At 45.7% G+C, this 23232-nt stretch carries 21 protein-coding genes and 3 pseudogenes; 17 read left to right on the plus strand and 7 right to left on the minus strand.

The window, feature by feature from the left end:
- Positions 1 to 164: 164 nt before the first annotated feature.
- The 7 genes and pseudogenes from DCC85_RS05080 to DCC85_RS23700 all read left to right on the plus strand — a co-directional run.
- A complete protein-coding gene (locus tag DCC85_RS05080; protein WP_108467734.1) occupies positions 165 to 812 on the plus strand; it encodes a 5-formyltetrahydrofolate cyclo-ligase in 648 nt (215 codons plus the stop codon).
- A 2-nt stretch (positions 813 to 814) separates the two neighbouring features.
- Positions 815 to 1303: a cyclic pyranopterin monophosphate synthase MoaC gene (moaC, locus tag DCC85_RS05085; RefSeq protein WP_325048402.1), complete on the plus strand. Its 489-nt coding sequence runs from the start codon at positions 815 to 817 to the stop codon at positions 1301 to 1303.
- A 67-nt stretch (positions 1304 to 1370) separates the two neighbouring features.
- A complete protein-coding gene (locus DCC85_RS05090; RefSeq protein WP_108467736.1) occupies positions 1371 to 1856 on the plus strand; it encodes a MogA/MoaB family molybdenum cofactor biosynthesis protein in 486 nt (161 codons plus the stop codon).
- Between the two features lie 385 nt (positions 1857 to 2241).
- A complete protein-coding gene (gene groES, locus DCC85_RS05095) occupies positions 2242 to 2523 on the plus strand; it encodes a co-chaperone GroES (protein WP_108464600.1) in 282 nt (93 codons plus the stop codon).
- A 72-nt stretch (positions 2524 to 2595) separates the two neighbouring features.
- Positions 2596 to 4224, plus strand: a complete 1629-nt coding sequence (gene groL / locus DCC85_RS05100) for a chaperonin GroEL (RefSeq protein WP_108464601.1) — start codon at positions 2596 to 2598, stop codon at positions 4222 to 4224.
- Between the two features lie 325 nt (positions 4225 to 4549).
- Positions 4550 to 5188, plus strand: coding sequence for a sigma factor-like helix-turn-helix DNA-binding protein (locus DCC85_RS05110; RefSeq protein ID WP_159081784.1), 639 nt, complete (start codon positions 4550 to 4552; stop codon positions 5186 to 5188).
- 187 nt (positions 5189 to 5375) lie between these two features.
- Positions 5376 to 5581 (plus strand): annotated as a pseudogene (locus DCC85_RS23700) (MBL fold metallo-hydrolase); the annotation flags it as partial.
- Positions 5582 to 5707: 126 nt separating this feature from the next.
- Here DCC85_RS23700 and DCC85_RS05120 read toward each other — a convergent pair.
- The 3 genes from DCC85_RS05120 to DCC85_RS05130 form a co-directional block, all read right to left on the minus strand.
- Positions 5708 to 6868, minus strand: a complete 1161-nt coding sequence (locus DCC85_RS05120; protein ID WP_108464604.1) for an MFS transporter — start codon at positions 6866 to 6868, stop codon at positions 5708 to 5710.
- Entirely contained in the window at positions 6865 to 9120 is a 2256-nt protein-coding gene (locus DCC85_RS05125) for an alpha-galactosidase (RefSeq protein WP_108464605.1), read from the minus strand. Before DCC85_RS05125 ends, DCC85_RS05120 begins: the two co-directional genes overlap by 4 nt.
- A 95-nt stretch (positions 9121 to 9215) precedes the next feature.
- On the minus strand, positions 9216 to 10067 hold the full coding sequence (locus DCC85_RS05130) for an AraC family transcriptional regulator (RefSeq protein WP_108464606.1): 852 nt from the start codon (positions 10065 to 10067) through the stop codon (positions 9216 to 9218).
- A 494-nt stretch (positions 10068 to 10561) separates the two neighbouring features.
- Here DCC85_RS05130 and DCC85_RS05135 point away from each other — a divergent pair, with 494 nt between their 5' ends.
- Positions 10562 to 11137 carry a LysE family translocator gene (locus tag DCC85_RS05135; protein ID WP_108464607.1) on the plus strand — a complete coding sequence of 192 codons (576 nt, stop codon included), beginning with the start codon at positions 10562 to 10564 and terminating at the stop codon, positions 11135 to 11137.
- Positions 11138 to 11773 (plus strand): annotated as a pseudogene (locus DCC85_RS05140) (helix-turn-helix domain-containing protein); the annotation flags it as partial.
- Between the two features lie 8 nt (positions 11774 to 11781).
- On the opposite strand, the pseudogene DCC85_RS23615 reads toward DCC85_RS05140, so the two are convergent.
- The 3 genes and pseudogenes from DCC85_RS23615 to DCC85_RS05160 all read right to left on the minus strand — a co-directional run.
- A pseudogene (locus DCC85_RS23615) lies at positions 11782 to 11919 on the minus strand (DUF3267 domain-containing protein); the annotation flags it as partial.
- A 26-nt stretch (positions 11920 to 11945) separates the two neighbouring features.
- The gene (locus DCC85_RS23280) at positions 11946 to 12242 is read right to left on the minus strand and encodes a hypothetical protein (protein WP_108464608.1); all 297 of its coding nucleotides are present in this window, start codon (positions 12240 to 12242) and stop codon (positions 11946 to 11948) included.
- A 247-nt stretch (positions 12243 to 12489) separates the two neighbouring features.
- Positions 12490 to 12579 (minus strand): YjcZ family sporulation protein, encoded by a 90-nt coding sequence (locus DCC85_RS05160; protein WP_108464609.1) that lies wholly within the window; start codon positions 12577 to 12579, stop codon positions 12490 to 12492.
- A gap of 244 nt (positions 12580 to 12823) precedes the next feature.
- Between DCC85_RS05160 and DCC85_RS05165 the strand changes: the two genes are divergently transcribed.
- From DCC85_RS05165 to DCC85_RS05180, 4 genes are all read left to right on the plus strand, one after another.
- A complete protein-coding gene (locus DCC85_RS05165; protein ID WP_108464610.1) occupies positions 12824 to 13828 on the plus strand; it encodes a S66 family peptidase in 1005 nt (334 codons plus the stop codon).
- Between the two features lie 595 nt (positions 13829 to 14423).
- Positions 14424 to 15233, plus strand: coding sequence for a DUF2262 domain-containing protein (locus DCC85_RS05170; RefSeq protein WP_108464611.1), 810 nt, complete (start codon positions 14424 to 14426; stop codon positions 15231 to 15233).
- A 13-nt stretch (positions 15234 to 15246) separates the two neighbouring features.
- Complete coding sequence (locus DCC85_RS05175; RefSeq protein WP_108464612.1) at positions 15247 to 15786, plus strand: hypothetical protein; 540 nt, start codon at positions 15247 to 15249, stop codon at positions 15784 to 15786.
- Between the two features lie 118 nt (positions 15787 to 15904).
- Positions 15905 to 16840, plus strand: a complete 936-nt coding sequence (locus tag DCC85_RS05180; protein WP_234414352.1) for a serine/threonine protein kinase — start codon at positions 15905 to 15907, stop codon at positions 16838 to 16840.
- Here DCC85_RS05180 and DCC85_RS05185 read toward each other — a convergent pair.
- The gene (locus DCC85_RS05185; protein ID WP_108464614.1) at positions 16800 to 18890 is read right to left on the minus strand and encodes a VWA domain-containing protein; all 2091 of its coding nucleotides are present in this window, start codon (positions 18888 to 18890) and stop codon (positions 16800 to 16802) included. The two genes, DCC85_RS05180 and DCC85_RS05185, sit on opposite strands and share 41 nt — an antisense overlap.
- A 360-nt stretch (positions 18891 to 19250) precedes the next feature.
- Between DCC85_RS05185 and DCC85_RS05190 the strand changes: the two genes are divergently transcribed.
- From DCC85_RS05190 to DCC85_RS05205, 4 genes are all read left to right on the plus strand, one after another.
- Positions 19251 to 21419, plus strand: coding sequence for a transcriptional regulator (locus DCC85_RS05190; protein WP_108464615.1), 2169 nt, complete (start codon positions 19251 to 19253; stop codon positions 21417 to 21419).
- Positions 21420 to 21538: 119 nt separating this feature from the next.
- Complete coding sequence (locus tag DCC85_RS05195; RefSeq protein WP_108464616.1) at positions 21539 to 21967, plus strand: membrane-associated protease 1; 429 nt, start codon at positions 21539 to 21541, stop codon at positions 21965 to 21967.
- A gap of 206 nt (positions 21968 to 22173) precedes the next feature.
- On the plus strand, positions 22174 to 22629 hold the full coding sequence (locus DCC85_RS05200; protein ID WP_108464617.1) for a J domain-containing protein: 456 nt from the start codon (positions 22174 to 22176) through the stop codon (positions 22627 to 22629).
- 42 nt (positions 22630 to 22671) lie between these two features.
- A complete protein-coding gene (locus DCC85_RS05205; RefSeq protein ID WP_234414353.1) occupies positions 22672 to 23214 on the plus strand; it encodes an FHA domain-containing protein in 543 nt (180 codons plus the stop codon).
- The last annotated feature ends 18 nt before the right edge of the window (positions 23215 to 23232 follow it).

Genomic DNA, 23232 nt, shown 5'->3' on the forward strand with positions numbered 1-23232 from the left:
GGCATTTGCACCGTTTAAGCCAAAGCAGAAAAGGTTGTAAATAGGAAGAAAGCTAAGTTTTCATTTTAAGTCAACAATGATAAACTAGATAAATGAGAACATGTTATCCGAAGACATACGATTAAGCTTTCTAATAATAGAAGGTTGTTGGAGAGTGGATGGATATGACAGAGCTTGCCTGGGTGAAGAAGCAGCTGCGGGAGGAGATGATCCAGCTGCGTGCAGGTATCTCGCCTGAGCGCAGGTCGCTCCAGTCAGCAGAGGCTGTACGGACTTGCGAGATGCAGGTGTTGGCACCTCTTCGTGAGCGGCTTGAAGCCTCAGGGCAGAGGTTAACCGTCTGCACTTATGTATCCTTCCGGGACGAGCCCGATACTTGGCCGCTCATTCTCGGCTGTCTACAGCGGGGAGACCGCCTGCTGGTGCCGAAGATCGGCAGTCAGCGCAGCTTGACCCTGCATGAGATAACCGGGCCTGAAGATTTGGCGCCGGGTACGTGGGGCATTCTGGAGCCAACTGCCGAGATCCCTGCTTATCCTGTCAGGGGATGGGCGGATATTGATGTGGCGATGATTCCGGGCCTTGCTTATGATTTGAGAGGCGGAAGAATCGGCTTCGGCGGAGGTTATTATGACCGTTTTGTGGAGAAGCTACAAGCTTTGGGACAACATGAGGGCAAAGAGCCCATACTCGCGGCATTGGCCTTCGAGGAGCAGATGATTGAACGGGTACCCATGGAGGATCATGATTTTCAATTGGACCTTGTGATTATGGCGTCCCGCGTGATAGATATAAATAAAGGTAGTGAATGAGAATGGAACAGGCTTCGGGTGGAATGACCCATTTTAACGAACAAGGAAGAGCCCGGATGGTGGATATTTCCGGGAAGGACAGCACGGTGCGCACCGCTGTGGCTGTGACACGCATTACCATGCAGCCCGCAACGTTGGAAGCGATTAAAGAGGGGCGCATTGGCAAGGGAGATGTGCTTGCCGTTGCCCAGGTGGCTGGAATTCAAGGGGCGAAGCGTACTTCGGATTGGATTCCGATGTGTCACCCTTTAGCGCTGACAGGTGTAAACATTACTTTCTCCGACAACGGAGCTGACGAGCTTTATATTGAAGCAGCCGTGAAGACTGAAGGCAAGACCGGGGTAGAGATGGAGGCCTTGACGGCCGTCTCTAGCGCCGCTCTGACAGTCTATGACATGTGTAAGGCGCTGCAAAAGGATATGGTTATTGGTCCCACTCAGCTTAAGATTAAGACTGGCGGCAAGAGTGGGGATTATCATCGTGAAGAATAGCAGGCTATGCTATTCTTCAGTTATATAGACAATTGTTCCAAATACGGATAAGGAGGGTGACTTCATGGTGGTGTGGAAAACAGCGATCCTGACGGCAAGCGACAAAGGAGCCAGAGGCGAGCGTGAAGATACGAGCGCCCAGGTTATCCGGGAACTGGTCGAGGAGGAACTGGGCGGCGAGATTATCGAATATCGGATTGTACCCGATGAAGAGGACGAGATTATTGCCGCACTCATTGAGATGACGGATTATTTTCAGGCGAATCTGGTGCTGACGACAGGCGGAACCGAACTGGCCATCCGCGATGTAACCCCGGAAGCAACGCGCCGGGTTATTGAGCGGGAGGTTCCAGGCATGGCAGAAGCGATGCGGGCAGGTGCCATGCGCAAGAACCCTGCAGCCATGCTCTTCCGCGGAGTGGTCGGCATTCGCGGGCGCACGCTGATCGTTAATTTGCCAGGAACGCCGAAGGGCGTGCATGAGAATCTGGCCGCCATTATGGAGCAGCTGCCTGAGGCTCTGCTCATGGTGACGGGTCAGTTCCGTCTCTAGAAATAGCTTTTTAAGCAGTACATAAAGAAGTTCCTCTTGTCTCGTGCTGCAGCATGGCGGGATGATAAGCGGGAATTTGCAGGGGGCAGCAGGCTATAGCAACTGGGATGAAGCAGTTGCCTTAGCCTGCTGTCTTGCATTTCCGGCCTGCGCGAAAGGCGGCTCTCTATAGAAGGGGTTGGAATATTTTAGATAAGCGAAGGATAGAATGAAGAGGGCATGTCCGCTTATGCAAATTGAAAAAAACTCCATGAAGGGACTTGAAATCTCGCGCGGTATTGAGTATCATAAAGTTGGTTGTTAGCACTAAAGCAAGTCGAGTGCTAATACATAGCGACAGCTACTCTAATTTAACACTAACATATTTAAAGGAGGCTATTTTTTCATGATCAGACCTTTAGGTGAACGCGTATTGGTAGAAGCGATCGAGCAAAACGAGACAACGGCATTTGGAATCGTGCTTCCGGACTCTGCTAAGGAGAAACCGCAAGAAGGCAGAATCGTTGCTGTAGGCAGCGGCGCTTTGAAAGATGGCGTCCGTGTTCCTTTGGAAGTGAAGGAAGGCGACCGCGTTATTTTCTCCAAATATGCCGGCACAGAAGTGAAGTATGAAGGTAAAGAATACTTGATTATGAAAGAAAGCGACATTCACGCGATCGTAGAATAAGTCAGACTCTAGGCCGTACGTATACAGAAGATATTTTAACGAAATTTAAATATACGGGAGGTTTACATTACAATGGCAAAAGACATTAAATTCAGTGAAGACGCTCGTCGCGCAATGCTGCGCGGTGTGGATGCCCTGGCGAATGCCGTAAAAGTTACTTTGGGTCCTAAAGGCCGCAACGTGGTGCTGGAGAAGAAATTCGGCAGCCCGCTGATCACGAATGACGGTGTAACTATCGCGAAGGAAATCGAACTCGAAGACGCGTTCGAGAACATGGGTGCACAGCTTGTTAAAGAAGTAGCTACCAAGACGAACGATGTTGCCGGTGACGGTACAACCACTGCTACGGTTCTGGCTCAAGCCCTCATCCGTGAAGGCCTGAAGAACGTAACTGCAGGTGCAAGCCCAATCGGACTTCGCAAAGGGATCGACAAAGCGGTTCGCGCTGCGGTAGGAGAACTGCAAAGCATCTCCAAGACGATCGACAGCAAGCAGTCCATCGCTCAAGTTGCTGCCATCTCTGCAGCTGACGAAGAAGTAGGCGAACTGATCGCTGAAGCTATGGAGAAAGTCGGCAAAGACGGCGTAATTACAGTTGAAGAATCCCGTGGATTTGCAACTGAGCTTGAAGTGGTTGAAGGTATGCAATTCGACCGCGGATATATCTCTCCTTATATGATCACAGACACAGACAAGATGGAAGCTGTGATGGAGAACCCATATATCCTGATCACTGACAAGAAGATCTCCAGCACTCAAGAAATTCTGCCGCTGCTTGAGAAGCTCGTTCAACAAGGCAAGCCAGTTGTAATTATCGCTGAAGACATTGAAGGCGAAGCTCTGGCCCTGCTCGTAGTGAACAAGCTGCGCGGTGTATTCAATGCCGTAGCTGTTAAGGCTCCTGGCTTTGGTGACCGTCGTAAGGCCATGCTGCAGGACATCGCAGCTCTGACTGGTGCTCAAGTGATCACCGAAGAATTGGGTCTGGATCTGAAGACGGCTACACTGGACCAACTCGGAAGCGCACGTCAAGTTCGCGTAACCAAAGAGAACACGATCATCGTAGACGGCAGCGGCAACAAAACCGACATCGATGCTCGCGTCAGCCAAATCCGTTCCCAATTAGAAGAAACGACTTCCGAATTCGACAAAGAGAAGCTGCAAGAGCGTCTGGCTAAACTGGCTGGCGGCGTAGCAGTTATCAAAGTCGGTGCTGCAACTGAAACTGAATTGAAAGAGCGCAAGCTGCGCATCGAAGACGCCCTGAACGCAACCCGTGCTGCGGTTGAAGAAGGGATCGTATCCGGTGGTGGTACTGCCCTCGTGAACGTATATCATGCTGTTGCTGCTGTGAAGGCAGAAGGCGACGAGCAAACCGGTGTGAACATCGTGCTGCGTGCTCTGGAAGAGCCGATCCGCACAATCGCTGCGAACGCTGGCGAAGAAGGTTCCGTTATCGTTGAGCGCCTGAAGAAAGAACAACCAGGCATCGGCTACAACGCTGCGACTGGCGAATGGGTGAACATGATCGAAGCAGGTATCGTTGACCCTGCGAAGGTAACCCGTTCCGCATTGCAGCACGCTGCATCCGTAGCAGGCCTGTTCCTGACTACTGAAGCTGTAGTTGCTGACAAGCCAGAACCAGAAAAGCCAGCTATGCCTGATATGGGCGGCATGGGTGGAATGGGCGGCATGATGTAAGGCATTTAAGCCTTGCATTGAGAAATAGTTAAAGCTATTTCTCGTCCTTTATACAAGCAAAAACCACTTCCTATATAATTAGGGAGTGGTTTTTTATGTTGTTAAAGGATACATATCAAGATTTTCTGGTTGGTGGACGTTTCAAGAGCATGGCTAAGAAAAGCATGGGGAAATTTTTAAAGCTTGTCCATATAATGAAGTTAATACGTAAAAATATAAAAATGTTTTCACCTCATATCTTTTCATTAGAAAAATTCGTTTATAAATTAAAGACGTACTGAAGGAGTGACGGTTGTGCCAAGTCAACATCGAAACGGTTCAGAAGATGATTGTCAAGAACATCGTCAAAATCACAGAAGAACAGCTTAATGAACTTTATCCTAAGCTCCGTCGGTATTGCCAGTTTTTAACCCAAAGCACCTGGGATGGAGAGGAAATCGCACAAGAGACCTTGTTTAAGGCTTGGCTTCATTATAAGCATCAACCGGAGATCTCAATGGCTGTACTACATAGGATTGCTCAGAATGAATGGATAGACACTGTGCGAAAAAGAAGTACAGAGCCGTTAGAAGCTGGTTCTGAATATATATATGATGAATCAAAACAAATTGAAAACCGTTTTGAGGTTATTCATAAGCTTGTAAATAAATTAACACCAAAGCAGGCTGTTATGTTTGCCTTAAAAGAAGGATTCCGGTTTCAAATAAATGAGATTTCCGAGATATTTAATACCACCGAGACTGCCGTAAAGGCTGTCATCTACCGTGCGAAACAACGTTTGAAAATAACGGAGTCACACAAGACAAATATCCCTATCGAACAGCATTGGGAAATAGAAGATTATGAGCAAATTCAAAACATACTTCATGAATCTTTCAAAGCTCAAGACCCATCCATACTCATTAACTCTATTCCTTATATCCATTCTTTATATCCATCAAGCACTCTCTATATGGCCGCATAATACGATAATGACTTTCTTTTAATCAGAGGATACTCACGTACAAATCCTGAAGGGAGAAAGAAGGCATATGAGCATTTCAAATGGATTAAAAATGTTTGAATTACAGATTGAATCTTTCGGGGGCCGTCAAGAATTAAATCCTACCCTGATTTGGGATGATCGTACCGCCGTTCTCATTGATACGGGAACCCCCGGACATACACCAGGTCATATTAGTCTATATTTAAAACGCAGTAAGACGCTTGTAGCTGGGGATTCCATGTATAGTGTGGAAGGTGTTTTGTGTGGTCCCAATATTTGGACTTCGATATTGAAAACGTGATTTGTTACCATGGAGGATTAAGTGAGCAGAATGTTAAAGCTCAGCTTGAAAGAATAGTTCAAAATCAATGACCAATAAATCAATCACCTAATAAGATGATTAAGGAGTGGTTTCTTTGTTATGGAAATACAGATAAAAAACGAGATCAAAGAATCACTTTTTGGATTCTCTAATCTCGGATTAGATGATCACTCAAGCTAGCTATTCATTGCCTTTTTTTGTTTTTTGTTGCTGGCGAACAGCGTAATAATCAAAACAATAACCAGAATAAACGCAAAGACATAAAACGGCGCTGTCAAACTAGCAGAATTGGTTAAAAACTGAGTGAATTGCATGGCAAGGGGGGCGGTGAAATTTCCTATATTGCAACCAATAAAGATCAGTGAGGTCGCAAAAGTGATTGTATTTTTGGTAGTTACCCGGTCCAAATTGCTAAAAATAAATGGGAAACACCATGAGCCCGGAATACTAGATAGGAATAACCCAATAATCAATAACAACATACTAGAATGGGAAGAGGCAATGAACAAATTCGAAACGATAAAGCAGGCGATTCCTAAATACATCGTTTTGTGGCCTAAATGCTTATTCACAAAGCCAAATACAAAACCTGCAATAATCCCTAAGATGGGCATCAAAGCTAAGTAGTTGCTGGCGTTAAAATCAATTCCTTTGATTTCTGAAGCGATCGAAGCAAATCGAACCGATATAGCAATACTATTCATAACAAGTATGATTGCAAATAGGACTAAGGCATAAACGGCCGGATTCAACTTTTCTTTATAGGCCTTGGTATCTTGCTCCAAAGAGATTTCCGGAACTTTTAAATAGAATAACAATGCAAGAGGAAAGGCAAACGCATAAACCATAAATGAAAAGGTCCAACTAACATTCAGAAAGACTCCTGCTAGGAAGATCAGCACGGTTTGCCCGATGGCTTCCATCGAATTACGGAACCCTAGCAAAGTCGCTCGTGTGTCACCCGTATATAATGCACTGATATAGCTAACGGCTATAGAGTTGTATAACCCTAAGCCCGCGCCTAGAATGATCCGGCTTAGTAAAATCAAATAAAAGTTGGCTGAGAAAACGGGCAGTATTCCTCCAACGCCTGCCAAGATTAAACCGAACAGGACGGATTTCTTCATTCCAATTCGACGGGCGATATAGCTTGATAATAAAATACAAATGATCACCGAAATACTAGGCGCTGTACCTAAAATTTCACTTTGGCTTTGGCTGATATTTAAGGCTTCTTTCATTTGCGGAATGACCCCATTAATCGCTTGAGAACTCGTCAGCATTAAAGAGATGCCTAAAATACCAATTTTCGTTATCACATCTCGCTTATTGGTCATTTACGTTCCCCTCTTTTTTGAATTACCCATATTTTTGAGTCAAAGTCAAAGGTTTCAGGCAGAGGGTTCTGCTCATTAATTTGCCCACTAGATGAATCGCTAACGATAAAGCCTATATTCATCAGCTCTGCTCCGGTGTATTCTTTCTCTTCGATTTCATAAACCGCTTCTGGATCTAGACCGTGTAGTACGATTCGGTCATAAGGCCAATTGACCTCATTTAACCCTTTATATACAGCCAGTAAGGCCTGACTTTGATCGGCCGCGACCACCATCCAGCTTGTCCGGTTTCTCGTGCCTTCAAAGGGTGAGACTAAACGATAAAATTTGCCGTTATGGATCAAGGATTGATGCTGTTTATAGAAACTGATTTGTTCTTTCACTAATAAACAATCGGCAGGATCGAGCTTATTCAAATCTAGCTCGTAGCCAAATGCACCAAAGATCGCTACATTTCCGCGTGTCTTGAGGGGGGTCAGGCGATTAGTTTGATGATTTGGCGTAATTGAGACGTGGGCTCCCATTGATGACAAGGGATAAACCAGGCTAGTTCCATATTGAATTTTTTGCCGCTCGATGGCATCCGTATCATCACTGGTCCAGCATTGCGGCGCATAATATAAAAGCCCTGCATCAAAACGCCCTCCGCCAGAAGAACAAGATTCGAACAATACATTAGGATATTTGGTCGTCAGTTGTTCATATAATTTGTAGACCCCTAGAACATAGCGATGAAATACTTCTCCTTGTTGGCTTGCCGGTAAATTCACACCATAGATATCCGTTAGCGGACGATTCATGTCCCATTTGATGTAGTCAAGCTGGGATTCATCGATGATTTTACACATTTGTTCAAATATATTATCGACTACTTCATCATTGGCAAAATTCAATACAAACTGATTTCGCCCGTGTTGCGGCGTACGATGAGGGATGTGAATAATCCATTCTGGATGTTGGCGATACAATTCGCTATCCTTATTGACCATCTCGGGTTCAAACCATAAACCAAATTTCAACCCTAATGCCCGAATTTTCTCGGCTAAACTACCGATTCCTTTAGGCAGAAGTTTTTGATTCACAAACCAATCTCCCAGTCCGGCTTTATCATGGTTTCTTTCTCCGAACCAGCCGTCATCCAGCACAAATAAATCAATCCCGACTTCTTTGGCTTTTTCAGCGATGGCTACTAGTTTTTCTTCATCAAAATCAAAATAAGTTGCTTCCCAATTGTTGATCAGCACAGGGCGATTCTCATTACGCCACTTTCCTCTGGCCAAGCGATTTCTAAACATAGCATGGAAGGCCTGGCTCATGCCGTTCAAACCTTGATCTGAGTACACTAATAAAGCTTCTGGGGCTTGGAAACTTGCAGCCGGCTGTAACTCCCACTTAAATCCAAAAGGATTGATCCCTGCTTGCAGTCTTGTCACATCCCAGGTATCTACTTCTGCTTGGATCAAGAAGTTGCCGGAATAAATAAAGCTGACACCGATAGCTTCACCTGAGTTTTCTGTCGTGTTCTTGCGTTTCAGCGCAACAAATGGATTGTGTTGATGGCTTGATATGCCTCTAGTCGATTCAATTGATTGAATCCCTTGCTGTAAATCACGCTCTTTCACATAGCGTTCTCTTCCCCAGGCACCGGATAATTGCACCCAACGATAGTCCTGATCTGGGAGATCAAGAGAAAGGCTCGCCAGATTCTCCAAATAAAGAACATCTTGAGAAGGATTTTTTACCTCTACACTGCGAGCAATCACGGGAAGTTGACTAAAAAGGGTATAGGATAAAACCACTTCTGCTTTTGTCACTTCATCTTTTAAAGTAATTAATAAAGTCGCAGCTTCATTTGCGGCTTCTACATAAGTCGCTGGTAGCCCTTTCAAAGAAGGTTTGCCTTCAATGACTTGAAAACAAGCATAACGAAAGTCTGTAATGAAAGAGCCATTTTTTTGTTTGAGCTGAATCGCGGGATGACGAAAATCAGTAGTCCCATACTCCGGGAATTCTTGTTTCAAATGTTCCAATGAATATAATAAGTCTCCTTCTTGACGATAAGTAGTCATTGGGCGATGCTGCATTTCTACAAGATAAGAGTAATCCCTGCTGTTCGAAACTGCCTTTCCATAATATAAATGAAGGAGTTTCCCATCCTCCGATATTTTAAATAGATAACTCACTTCGCCATTCGATAAATGAAATTGATTCCATTGTTCCTCAAAATGTATATGTGCTCCCTTGGTTCTCATCCAAACACCTCCATCAGATTTGGTTCCATTATAAAAAGCGCTTACTTTTTTAGTAAGCGCTTTTCCTGATAGGAATTTATCCAAAACTGACAAGATTAAGTGATCTCGCCCCCGATCCCGATTCGCTGCTGACGGTATTCGGTGGGAGCAACACCGTTGTGTTTCTTAAATGCTTTAGAAAAGGCTTGTAAGCTGGAAAAACCCAACCGCTCACTGATTCGTTGAATCGAATCATCAGTCGTTGTCAACAGATCATTGCTGGTCGTGATGCGTAGTTCCATAATATATTCTTTAATCGACAGTCCTATATCGGCCTTAAATAAGCGGGACAGATAACTGGGGTGAACAGCCAGCTGATTGGCCAACTTATTGATTGTAATATTGTACATGGGGGCTTCATTGATCAACTGAAGGCTTTTGGCAACATAAGAATTCATCTTTTTCGTTTCTATTCGAGTTTGATGGATTTCCATCGATTGATAAAGCTGTTCTAAAAAGCGAAAGGCTTGCCGTTGTAAGCATAATTCGTTTAAGGAGGTATCTTTTTCATAGGCAAAAGATTCAAAAACAATGCTTTTAAAACGATCTACGTCTTTAACTTGAAAGGACAGATGCTCGTCATTAAGAGATAGGTTTGCTAAATAATCCTGGACCAATTCTCCGCCTATTCCCATCCAAATATAGGACCAAGGATTCTTCTCGTCAGCTTGATAAAAAGTCGAGACGTTGGGAGGAATCATAAATCCTTCTCCTTCTTTTAAAAAGTACTTCGTATTATTAATCGAATAATAGCCTTTCCCGGAGATAATGATATGAATCAAATGAACATCACGAACAGCCGGTCCAAAGCTATGCATTTTCTCTGTTCTTGAATAACCACAAAAAGAAAAGAAGACATCCTGATAACTTAGCTTCGGAGGTTTTACTAAATAAATCGAATCTTCCATTGGATCCTGCTCCTATAATGTTGGATTTTGATAAATTTATGTTGCGTAAGATTGAATGTGTCTTAAAACTTATAAGAGTCGTTCTCCAACATGATATCTGAAGGCTCCCGAAAGGGAGCTTTCCTTATCATTATAACCAAGGCTATGTAGATTAAGAAAGAACGCTCTCGCGAGCGTTCTTTCTACTGATTAATAGAAATCCCAATGACGGCGATGCTTCTTCTTACAAACTACCAAGGCCTTTTGTCCCGGATGGAGTTTCACGATAATTACTTTTTTTCTACGATGATGACACATAATTATCACCTCCTTTACTAACAGTATATGGCTCGTAATTAGATTGGATTGGACGAAAAGACAATGAGAGGTATTTAGGGCCAGTGGAGGGGGGAGAGATCAACCATGGAGAATGATGCTCCAAATTTGCAATAATATACTATAGGGTCTTTAAGCTAAGATGTAATATATGAGAATAGCCGGAAAGAGGGGTTCTCATGGATATTACATCTATTTTGATTTATTGTACGGTTGCAACCTTTACACCTGGACCTACGAATGTTGTTATATTGTCTACTGTGCATCATCATGGGGTGAGAAAAGCGATGAACTATACGTATGGAGCAACGGTGGGTTTCAGCTTATTGCTGGTTATTTCCGCTATGCTCAATACGATACTCCTTACCTTCATACCAAAGATAATTATGGTAATGCAGATCATCGGAAGCATTTATATGCTTTATCTTGCTTATATGATCTATAAAATGGATGCATCCGGCGTGGCTGAAAACGAAACGGCTACCTTTGCATCAGGATTACTTATGCAGTTTCTTAATCCCAAAGTAGTACTCTTTACATTGACGGTGATTCCAACTTTTATTATGCCAAAATATAGCTCAAACACGGCAATAACGCTAAGTATTCTAGCGATCACAGCCATGGGTTTCCTAGCGTTTGTAACGTGGGTGCTGTTCGGGGCAATCTTCAGAGCATTTTTACAGAGGCATAGCAGGATTGTTAATGTGATCATGGCATTATCTGTTGCTTATGCTGCGATTATGATTTGGATGTAGGGAAGTTTGCAATTATCTTATCAAAATGGGGTGATGCTCTTTAATCCGGAGCAGGCCCATGATGGAATGGCGCATGACCGGACAGGTCTGGATTATGTCATGGTCTATTTCGAGCCCCAATTACTTATGGAGGCCATAGAAAAAAAGGATCTTCCGAAGTTTACAACCCCTATTATGTATGATGCTCACCTTGCAGAGCGAATAGTAACCCTAGCTGAGGCCATACTCAGCGAACAAGATGAGGCATTATGTAGTGAATTGTTTCTATCTCTCACCAATAGCCTTGTCCAAACCAATTTATCAACTGACGATAGGAAGGAAAATATGCTGATTCGCAAAGCCAAGGATATGCTTCATGCCAATCTGGAGCATGTTCTTAAACTTGATGAGATCAGTAGTGAGCTTCATATGTCAAAGTACCAGTTTATTCGGTTGTTCAAGGCACATACTGGAATCTCACCTTACCAGTACTTTCTCAACTTCAAGATCGAACAGGCAAAGCGCTTAATTGAGAAGAATAAGGATATTTATTCAGCCGTAACTGCCTGCGGTTTTGTAGATTTAACCCATTTGAACAAGCATTTTAAAAGTATGTACGGAACAACAGCCTATGAATATATTTCACATTTACAATGATAAGAATTTGGAGCCAGAAAAATAGTGAGCATTACTAGATAGACAAATTTCATATAATGCCTTCGAAACCAGTTGTTGCGTATGAAAGGTACCCATTCAGACAACTCCATTGTTTTATACGGTAATTGACGAAACCACAAAATCATCTCTTTATCACCTGTCCTATTTCCAGTTATAAAGAAATTGTACCATATAGGAACCAGCGGATGGGCATCCGCATATTTTGATAACAGGTTAAGACAATATCACAAGAAATTTTAAAGGAGAGAAATTGAATGTCATTCATTTCTGTGCCAGGATCATCGGCTCCTCCACCGCCGCCGCCAGGATCATCGGCTCCTCCACCGCCGCCGCCAGGATCATCGGCTCCGCCTCCACCGCCACCGTCTTCGTCGGCTCCACCGCCTCCAGGGCCTTTTCCGCCTTCTTTCTTCCCGCCACCACCACCTCCTGGTGGATCGTATATCATTGATTGCTTGTATAGAATTACCGATGTGCGGTTATGGAGCGGAGAGAGATTCTGGTACTATCCAATTCGGGTCAGCTACGGGCGGGTATCGGGTTTTCGCTGGAACGGTCTGTTCTGGTTTTATGAAGTGATGAATCCGGGGTCCATAAGATCTGTTTCATGCTCTCCGATTCCTACGTTATATTAAGAAATACAGGTGAACTCAAAAAGGAGCCCGCATTACGCGAGGCTCCCTTTTTGGGTTAATTTAGAAGCAGAATGTCGCAAGTACAATGACCAACAGAATGTAAAGCACCAGGATTGTAGCTGTGGAAGTTCCTAATCCGTATCCACCCATTGTGTGCCCCTCCTTTAAGTAATGAAGTTACACCTTATATTATGCGCCTGCATTTGTGGAGGTATGGACTAAAGAACTAAGATGGGCGGATCCATTTGCTTTTTTTGACTATATAAATTGAACTACAGTTTTACATTGAACTTTCTATTATAACGGCCTAATATGGCTCTATAACATTCATTTCTTTAGCTTATTCTGTATCGTTGTTAACAAAAGGACTTATGAATTTAAGGAGGTAATTTCTATGATTGTATACCCTATGCTTCAAGCGGGGATGAGGATAGGAGTCACGGCTCCATCTTCAGGAGTTAGCCCAAGGCTTCATGAACTGCTGGATAAAGCTTGCAGACGTATGGAGGAGCGGGGATATGAGGTCGAGTGCGGAGAGACCGTACATACTCAGCATAAGGCAAAATCAGCTTCGGCCTTTGCCCGGGCCGAGGAGCTTAACCGGATGCTGGCAGATGAAGCGTATGGCTTTATTTTCCCTCCATGGGGAGGAGAACTGCTGATTGAGGTGCTGGAGCACCTGAACCTGAATCAAATCGGGACAAAGTGGGTGATGGGCTATTCGGATATCAGCTTGCTGCTGCTGGCGATTACGCTGAAGACCGGCATGGCCACCGCCCATGGTAGCTGCTTTATGGATTTAAGAGGTGAGCATGCGGATGTCACGACGGCGATGTGGGAGTCGGTGCTGACTACCCCTGCAGGACAGTCTGTTACTCAGCATTCATCTGCACGATATCAGAAACAGTGGGCCGACTCACCCAATGTGTTCCATCTCACTGAACCTACTCGGTGGCAAACGGTATCCGGTAGGCCTGTGAAGTTCGAAGGCCGGCTGCTGGGCGGCTGTATTGATGTTATACGCCATGTCATAGGAACACCTTATGGAGATGTGAAGGCATTTCAGCATAAATTCATTAACAGCGAGCCTCTTCTGTGGTACCTCGAGAATTGTGAACTGAATGCAGCCGATGTGCGGAGATCATTGGTGCAAATGAGGCTGGCAGGTTGGTTCGACAACTGCACGGGCCTGATGTTTGGCAGAAGTTCTGCCAATCAGCCGGTGGATGGCTACACTATAGAGGATGTGTATAAGGACCTGGCGAATGAGCTGGAGCTGCCGATGATCTATGATATCGACTGCGGGCATGTTCCGCCGCAAATCACGCTGATTAACGGGGCGTATGCAGTTGTAGAGGCTCGGGATGGACATGGCGCAGTGACGCAGTTTTTTAAGTAAGGAAGGGGAAATAACCGAAGTCTGCATATGAAGTGCTTCAATTCACATAAAGGATACACTCTTGGCTCAGCTACATTTCGGGGAAATGAAAATGTTAATGTTAATATTTCCTCTACAATGAATTATTATATTATTTCCGTTAACGTTATTGGATTGAACTACGTTCCTAACCCCAAGCTGAACACTGGTCTGTGCCGCCCGCATAACACCCACTGATGCAGCGGAGGCGGAGGCGACTGAACATAACAAACCAGAAGAAAGGAGAACTGCTGAGGTCACTACTTTAAATAAAGTGCTTTTCATGTTATATCACTCCATGTTTTATTAATAGGCGCAATATATTATACAAAAAAATAAGAAAATTTCCCAAATATATAGAATGAACTAAAGAAAAGCACGTTATAGGACCGTATTAGGCCGTGATAACAGAAAATTTAATGTAAAACTTTAGTTCAATCTATATAGTCATATAAGATTATTTATAATAGGTTATAGTCGTCAAGAACTCGTTACAGAGTCCGGAAGAGCTGCGGACATTCATCTCACTGCAGCTTAACGTGCAGGTACATACCGAAGAAATTACAGGAGGGTGAACATGGGGAGAGAGGCAGAAGTTGTTCAGTTCGAAAGTCAATTTGAAGAGCGGGTTATAGAGATAGGTGCTGTAATCGGTCCCTCGGGGTCTGGAGCAGGAAAAGGACCCGGGAGTCACTACTGGACGGCATCGATCGGTCTGATTGCGTGGAAGGACTTAAGCCAGAATGAAGTCGTAAGCCAGGAGCTGCGGCTGAAGTGGTTGGCCGATGAGGAAGAGTGGAAGAATACAAGCGGCATGCTCCAACAGAACACACTCGTTAGACTGCTTGTGCGTATAGGTCAACAGGCCATGATGCTGGTCAAGGTTCTAGACACGAGCTATCAGGACGAGGACTTGGGGCGAATTTTGCAGGAGGCGTTAAAGCCGGTCTTTTACCAGGACCCTACTTTGGGAGAATTCGAGCTGTACAAGGCTTTGAAGATGTTTCAGAAGCAGGTCACTTGGGCGGGAGATACAGGGATGCTGTATTTTGATCAGGATGAAGATCCAGGTAAGATGGAAGCCGCGCTTAGAACCGCTTATGTTCTATTTGGGGATCAAGAGGGCTGGAGCGCGCGGGTCAGAGCTTTTGCGGCAGATGAGCTCGTGGAGCTCGCCAATGAATGGCTGGCTGACGATGAAGAGGCAGAGGTGGACGAGATTACCCATGCCATGTTCATGGAGCGCATGGAGCTAAGCAGTATCAGCGTTGATCCCGATGGCGGGTTCGAGATGTATTTTCATGATGGGGATATGTTCTGGGGCCATGCCATTGTGTTGGACGGAAATATTGACGGAAGCTTCGGCTCGGCTGAAATTGCCGGCTAAGTAGGAGGGGCCCATGGGGAATGTAATATGGATGCCTCAAGAGCAGGAGGAATTGGTAGAATCCCTGTCCATGTCCAATGGACTCACATCGGTATTTATAGACGTTCTGGTCCTGAGCGGCTCCGCCCTGGCCGACTCGGCCCGGGAGAAGGAACTCATCATATGGTTGGCCCAGCAGGATCAGTCTATTGTCGGCATTGGAACGGTGGGGTTTGGGATTGAGGATATGCCCTGGACCGCGGAACATTTTGAACAACAAAGAGCATTCATGAACAGAACCATTCAGGGAGCCATTCATGAAATAGGCTGGGAACGACTAAGCTATGACCTGAGAAAAGATTGGGTTATTCGGTGTCTGGAGCACTTTCGAGTCATGATCAACACGTTCAACAAGAGCTATATTAATGAAGCTAATTATCTGGAATGGGCTGAGGTCGAAAAGGGAGATGATTGTCCTACGATTCGTCCAGGGTACCCTACCTGCAGCATTCATGGGGTCTATCTGTCTTGTCATGGATGCATTTTGTGTAACTATGAGAAGGGGAATAGCTGAGGAGCAGTCTCGAATGGGCTCAGTTATAGAAGACTTCGGCATAATACACTTACAAATTCTTGAAGTATATACGATATAAAGAATAGATACATTAAAATTCAGATTTTGGAGGATGTCTGTGAATACCTGGGGAACAGAGGCTGGACTAAAACGAAATGAGAGATTAGGAGGCAAGTCGCAAGCTGCTTCCCAGGGCTATAAAGTCCGTCGCGTGGTGGCGGTTAGTGAGCTTTCAATTGTCTATGCAGCCCAGACGGAGGCAGGTCATAAATGTGTAATTAAAGAGTTCTTTCCTAAATCCCTAACTAAAAGGGGGAAGGATAGCAGAACCCTCTCGCTCAAGACTGGTGCATCTTATGAGAAATATGAAGAACTTAAGCGCATGTTCGCCACAGAGGCTCAGTTGCTGAAAGCCTGTGAGCTACCGGGCGTGGTCCGGCTGCTGGATCATTTTGAACAACATCATACGCTATATACCGTAACGGAATACTGCGAAGGGCAGACGCTGGGTGAGTATCTACAGGGTGTGAACGAAGAGCACCGAACTGAGTTTCTATACCGGACTATAGTTCCGCTGATCGAGACCATAGAGCAAATTCATAAGAACGGGATTATTCACCGGGATATTAAGCCGGGCAACATCATGATTGATCAAGAGGGCCATGCCAAGCTGCTGGACTTCGGGTCGGCTGTCTATTATGGAAAAGGCGAATATCCTATCGTAACTGCTGCAGGATATTCGCCGCTTGAGCTGTATTCAGATCAGTCGAATCAGGGACCGGTCAGTGATATTTACAGTGTAACTGCCCTGATCTATTACTGCTGCATGGGAGCAGCTCCCTTGGATGTGCGGCAGAGGCTGTTCGAGGACCGGCTGGTTCCTCTGGGGCAGGGGAAGCCGCAGAGATGGCCGTTATTGGCCAGAGTGGTCAAACAAGGACTCGCAGTCTCCCCGGACAACCGATGCCGCTCGCTTAAGCGGATCAAGCATGCGATTTACATGGAGTATCTCATCAGCTTATCTTTTCTTCGGAAGAAGCGCCGCTCCGTATAAAGATATTCGTGCTGGGCTTGATCGCTTTATACCGCAGTTCAATTTCCGTAATTCCATCCTCGAATGTAATGTACAGCTTGTCATTATATTCGAGGATTTCTTTTTTATTCTTCGGTAAAGGCGTGCGGTTGCGCATGAGCGAGCAGCGGGTGGCATGCTTGACCGTCAAAGTTCCCCGCTTGCCCGGCTCAAACAGGATGCTGGCCGCCTCCGGCAAGGGCTCGTGAACATCAAGACTGTGGAACAGCTCTTGAAGCGTAATCCGTCTTCCAGAGAATGACGTTAGCGGCCAGGACTTCACAGGATATTCTGTGCCGCTTGCCGTGTTCAGGAAATACCCTTCCAGCTTGCCGGTGAACGAAGGCTTGGGCCGCAGCCACAAATACATCAGGAAGCCGATGGCTACCAGGACGATGACCCCAATACCGGACCAGATGAGCACGGTATATTTAGAGCTTATCGAGATAGTGATCTTAGCACTTGCCTGCCCGCTTTCCGCATCTGTTGCAGTCAGATGAAGAGTAGCGGAGCCGTTCTTATGAGGAGACAGCACCAGTTGATCTCCTGTTATGGCGGCCTGAAGCTTAGAGTCCGATCCAGCGTCCTGGATGGAATAGGTGAGCTTATCCCCATTCTCATCCGTGAACAGATCGGATAAATTCCAGTGCTGCTCTCCCTCTTCACGAATCAGCTTCAATTCCTGTTGTCCCTTGAACCGTGGCGCCTTATTCACAATAGGCTGATGGTGGGTGGAACTTATTCTATAAAAGCTAGGCCCTTCCATATGTACATACCACTCATAATCCGCAGACTCGGAAAAAACATAATCCGCCTCAAAGTGATCCCCTTTGTTACTCATATCCACACTGTCTTCCTTCTTGGTCTTTACGTTGCGGACGATTAGTTTAGCTTGGAGGGAAGTGTAAACGTCCTTATCTTGTAGAGATTTACCCATGGAAGTAAGGCTCGCTTGAATCCGAGTGGGTTTGCCCTTGATCGCCTTTCCTTGAACCGCACTATCTGCCTCGAAGCTGTAGCTGCCCAGCAGATTAATCTTCACTAAGTCCCCGGGAGAACCTCTGAATTTGAGCTTGGCGGTTCCTTTTCCCGGATGAGAGCTCTTAATCAGCGTATAAGTGCTGGATTTAAATAGACGTATGTTATCTGAGCTGTAGAACAATTGGGCTTCCTTCAGCGCATGCTCGGATAAGAGAATGATGTTTGCCTCCTCCATGCTGGAGTTCGGAATATCCATCGAGATCTCCTGCAGCTGTCCCGTTGCAGTCACCCCGGCAACAGGGGTGAGGACAGAACGGATCTGATCTGCGAAGATGCGATTGAAGATTTCCGGCAGATCATCGGCGCTGCTTGTTATGTAAGATCTGCCGCCGGTCTCTACAGCAATGCGGTTAAGTTCTTCCGGATTTACGGTGCCATCGTGATTGAGTCCGATCGTGTAGATCGGATAATGATAGGTCTTGGCCTGCTGAATGGCGCGTTCAACATCCTTTGCCGAATTCGCAGCGGTTCTGTGGCCCGAGCCGGATGGACCAAAGTCTGTCTCTCCATCGGACAGAAGGATCATGAAAGGCTGCCTTCCTTCTTGCGCTTTCCCCTTCAAGCTCTTGGATAGCAAATTTCCTCCTGTAATCAGGCCAAGGCCGAGATCGGTATAACCGCTTCTCTTCAGCTTAGCGATCCCTTGTCTTAAGTCATTTTTCTTAGAAGTTACGGAAATATCGGTTAGGGGCTTGGATGCGACGATGCTGTGATTGTAAGCCACATATCCAACCCGAGTTCGGCTGGCCTCGCTCATATCCATAAACATATTCATAACCTCACCGGCCATATGGCCAGGGTCTGTCTTGTTCATAGAGTAGCTGGTATCCAGGACAAACATCGCATCAAATGCATCTTGAGTCTTAGGAGCAGAAAGGTCTTCTGCTGCAGCGAGAGGATGACCCGAGAAATAAGAGTTAACGGAAGCTAGAACGAAAAAAAGGATAAAAGTCCTAAGTGCAATTTTCTTTACTCGCTGTAATTTCCACATATTGTATTTAAAACCACCTTATGTACTAGAATGTGCTACTGTATGTAAAAAATAGTAAATCTACTCGTATGTTGTAATAGTATCGGAATTCAGTTGCATAATTTTAATACTCATCCAGAAAATAGGACTTTAATTGGATAAAATACCCTCCAGAGGAAAATTTAATAGGCACGAAGACCCTTCTTTGGTCATAGCTTCAATATATTGACAATCGTTTGGCGGACTGTTTAATATTACGACTGAGACTGGCAAAAATTTACTAGGGTCCATAAGGCTTAGTAGGTGATGCGAGAGTCTTAGTGATGCGAATGGGACATCAGCAACAATTTCTGTGAATTTACGAGAGGAGGTACTCAAAATATGGATATTATTAACCAGACCAATCGGACGATGTTGTTTGAGGAGATTAACCCCGAGAAGCTCGATCTGATTACCATCGTCGGAGACGTCAAAGGAATTGATAGTCTTAGTGATGACAAGATCAAAGAGATTAACCAGGAGCTGCTGGTTCGTTCCTTTGATGAGTTTCTGAACAAATTCTCACCGAGCGTATACTCGTTCTTTAATGCGGCCAATCAGAAGGTTGTCTATACGCTGAAGAAGCCGGAAGGCATTCCGGAAGATATGATTTCAGAGATTCGCATTGATCAGAATAACGATTTTCTGAAGATGCTGTTTACTTTGATTGACACCAAGCGCAGCCAAGGGTCAACAAATGTAGATTTCAAGTTCGAGCACCTGCTTGACATGATTTCACCGAAGAAGGTGATGGATGATATCCGCCAGGTCCGCAAGGAGATTCACTATCTTTACGGACAGTACGAGAAGCTGGAGGAGGAAGATCCGAAGAAGCTGGATATGGGCGACAAGCTGAATGCGATGTTCGAGGAGGCCAGTGCGAACTACAACAATGTTATGGCTATGCTCCCGCTGGCGATTGAGGATATCAAGACCCGGCTGTTGCTGGGAAGATCGCAGGAGGAAGACAATTCAGAAGTCGTTCAGATCGGTATGCTTACGATCGGGGATAGCGGCGAGCTGAAGATTATTGAAGCCCCTAAGGCGGAAAGCACCGAGCTTGTCTTGCTGGATGAGAGCAGCTCCAGCAGCCTGGCGACAGTCTTCGAAGAGGACTATCATTCGATCTCGGAAGCACCTTCCGGTTATGTGAAGGACTTGGTTGTCCGCACATTCAGCCCGCTGCCTGCGGTTAGCGGTGAAGTGAATGTGGAGCAGGAGATTCAGAATTACAACACCTACCTGGAATTTTACAAGACCGCCAAAGATGATTTTGTGAAAACCGTGAAGCCTCTGGTCGAGAAAATTCTGGGTGTGAAGATGTTCTTCGATCAGTATACGGCCAAGAACAAGGGAATGGTGCCCTCCCTGCTGGTGACCAATACGAAGCTGGATGTCACGGTGAAGAGCGCCAACATCCCGAGACTGGAAACTTACCTGAACACAGTCAACTCTAAGAATGACTTCACCGACACCATTTGGTTCGGCATTGTTCCTTCTGTGGAGCTGGAGACGGCCGGCAAGGTCAAAGTCACCCGTGAACGCTTCAAGGGGAACGAGAAGATCAGCAAGCAGGACGGCAATACGATGGAATCCCTGGCTATGCTGATGCAGGTCGTGAAGGATTTCAAAGTGCAGATCTTCTTCAACTTCGAGACCGGAGAAGATACGACCTTTAACAATATGGCAACAGCGGGTATCGACAAATATATCGATAAGTGCGCTCCTTTACTTCGCAAAGAGTACAGTGAGTATACCATTCCGTGCGTGCCTAACTTCACGATCATTCCGAAGGACAAGTCCGGCCTGATTATTGACAGCCGCATGGTTCGCACTGAGAACGGGGCGCAGCTATCCAAGGAAAAGGAAGACGTGCTCAGACTGTGGATCGAAGGTGTCTATGTTGGAGCATCCTATGTCGCTGCCGGGATTGTTGCTGCATATCAATGTCCGGAGTACCTGAAGGAGCTCTTCAAGAATACGAGCAGAGACTTCCCCGGGGTTCGCTACGACATTGAGGCCGGGGAGAACAGCTTCCGCACGGTGACCACCATGGCCAAGGAAATTACCGGCTTCACGAATACCATCAAGGACATGATTAACCGCAAGAACTTCGGCTTTATCTTCTCGTCTGAGAATGCTCAGCTTCAGGATAAGGACATCCGCCGCATCACCGTGTACAAGGCGAGAAGCCTGGCTGCATCCGAGGATGGATTCGATTCCATTTACAAGACGCTGGTAAGTACATATATTGAGCGCATTTTAAGATTCCAGACAGCCGACTTCAAGCATGAGAATATCATCAAGTTCTTCAGTAACAACCCTAGCAGCCAGAAGAGCAAATGGCTCTCCTCGCGCGGGTATGTGAACTCTATCATTCACGATGGGGATGACATGAACTATGTCATCGACGAGAAGAACAACCTGTGCCATATCGACCTGGTCTATAACGGCAATGTGAAGAATCTCGAAGTGATGATCACCAAAGGAACAAGCCCTGTCAAAGTATGAGGGGCCTCTTAAAGCGTATGTGGAAGGCAGCTGCCAGACAGCTAGCCTTGTTACATAAATCAGGGCTCCACCATAAGGAACCCGACCATTCATTAATCCATTTTGAGGAGGAAGCAAGTATGGGATTCAGATTGAAAGTAGAAGGTGCAGAAACAATTGAGCTTGGACTCGACAACATTCAGACGGTAGTTTACGACACAGACACACCGGACGATTCCAATGCTAGATCCACGGATGTGGGCTCTACGCTAAAAATCAGCGGTAAAATTCTTACAGCAACCGACGGAGACAAGGCTGACGACACGCTGAAGCTGGCTACATGGTCTCTGGTGCCTGCAGAGAAAGCGGATTGCTATCGCAAGCTGACCCTGGAAGTCATCTCCGCGGATCAAGTTGTCCGTAAGGTTGAATTCCCGAATGCCTTCGTGGTCGACTACAAAGAACACTATGGCGATACAGAAGGCGTAGGCACATTCACACTTTATGTAAAACAAAAGAAAGACAAAACCGAGCTGGCCAAACTGACTGGCGGTTACACCGCGAACTAAGTGTTCGTATAGCAGCACCTGTAGATTTTAAGAGGCCTTGTGCCTCTTAAAATCTATCCATCTAAATAGAATGAACTAAAGAAATGAATATTATAAAGCCGTATTAGGCCGTGATAATAGAAAGTTCAATGTAAAACTTCAGTTCAATCTATCTATTCAAGAGAATTAGATTTAGACCCAGCAAGAACCGAAGGAGGTTCAAAAGGTTGATCAACTACTATGAGCAGCTTGGCATAACTTCAGCGGCCACGGAAGCTGAGATTAGGCAGGCCTACCGAAAGCTGGCCAAGCAGTATCATCCGGATGTGAACGGCGGAAGTGCCGAAGCAAGCTTGAAATTTAAGCAGATTGTTGAAGCCTACCAGACCTTGAATGATCCCCAGCTCAGGCTGGATTATGATCGAAAGCTAACCGGAGAAGCCAAAGCCGGCCAAGAGAGCGGCGGTACGGCTCGTGCTTCACAGGCTCCATCGGAAGCTAAATCGGGACCTGCTTCATTTGACCCTAATCGGGTGCGAGAGCATTTCGCACAATTTTTCAGCACGCCCTTGCAGAAGAAGGAGCAAGGGAATTCATCGTCCCATCACCAGGGTTCCAAGAAGAACAATGTGATGGATACTACGGATATATTCAATCATTTCTTCGGTGTTCATAAGAAATGAGCTAGTTAGAGAGGAATATGGACTTGACGGGGGTTACGTATTTTGAAAGCCGATAAAACCCGAGTTAATTTAGTGATTAACCTGTTAATATACGGACTGCTTGCCGGGATGGTGCTTTATGCTTATTTACGCCCGGTACATTATATTTTGCAAATGCTTGTCGTAGCGGTATGTGCCCTGATTGCCTGTCTTCATATCTGGACGGACGGCCGCGGGAACAGGCAGTTCCGCAAGGGAAGCCAGGAATCAGTATCCAAGATTGTCCTGCTGGATGATGATGGAGAGCGCATTAAAGAGTGGCTGGTCAGAACCGAGACCTCGGTGGTGATCGGAAAAAGCTCAAGCCAAAGCGAAGTTGATATAGATTTATCGGACTGTGAATATGCCTCGCTCATTAGTCCGGAGCATGCCGTGTTGAACCGTGTAGGTGACAGCTGGTACATCGAGGATGCCGATTCCCAAAGCGGCACAGGTATCAGGAAGGCTGGCCGGAGCGATACAAGGCGGCTTAGCGAGGAGAGTCCCGAGCCGCTAGGCTATGGGGACATGATCTTTATTGCGAATACAAGATTGTTGATGAAGTAGAAGTCAGATACGGGGGAA

The organism is Paenibacillus sp. CAA11 (assembly GCF_003060825.1).
Lineage (GTDB): Bacteria > Bacillota > Bacilli > Paenibacillales > Paenibacillaceae > Fontibacillus.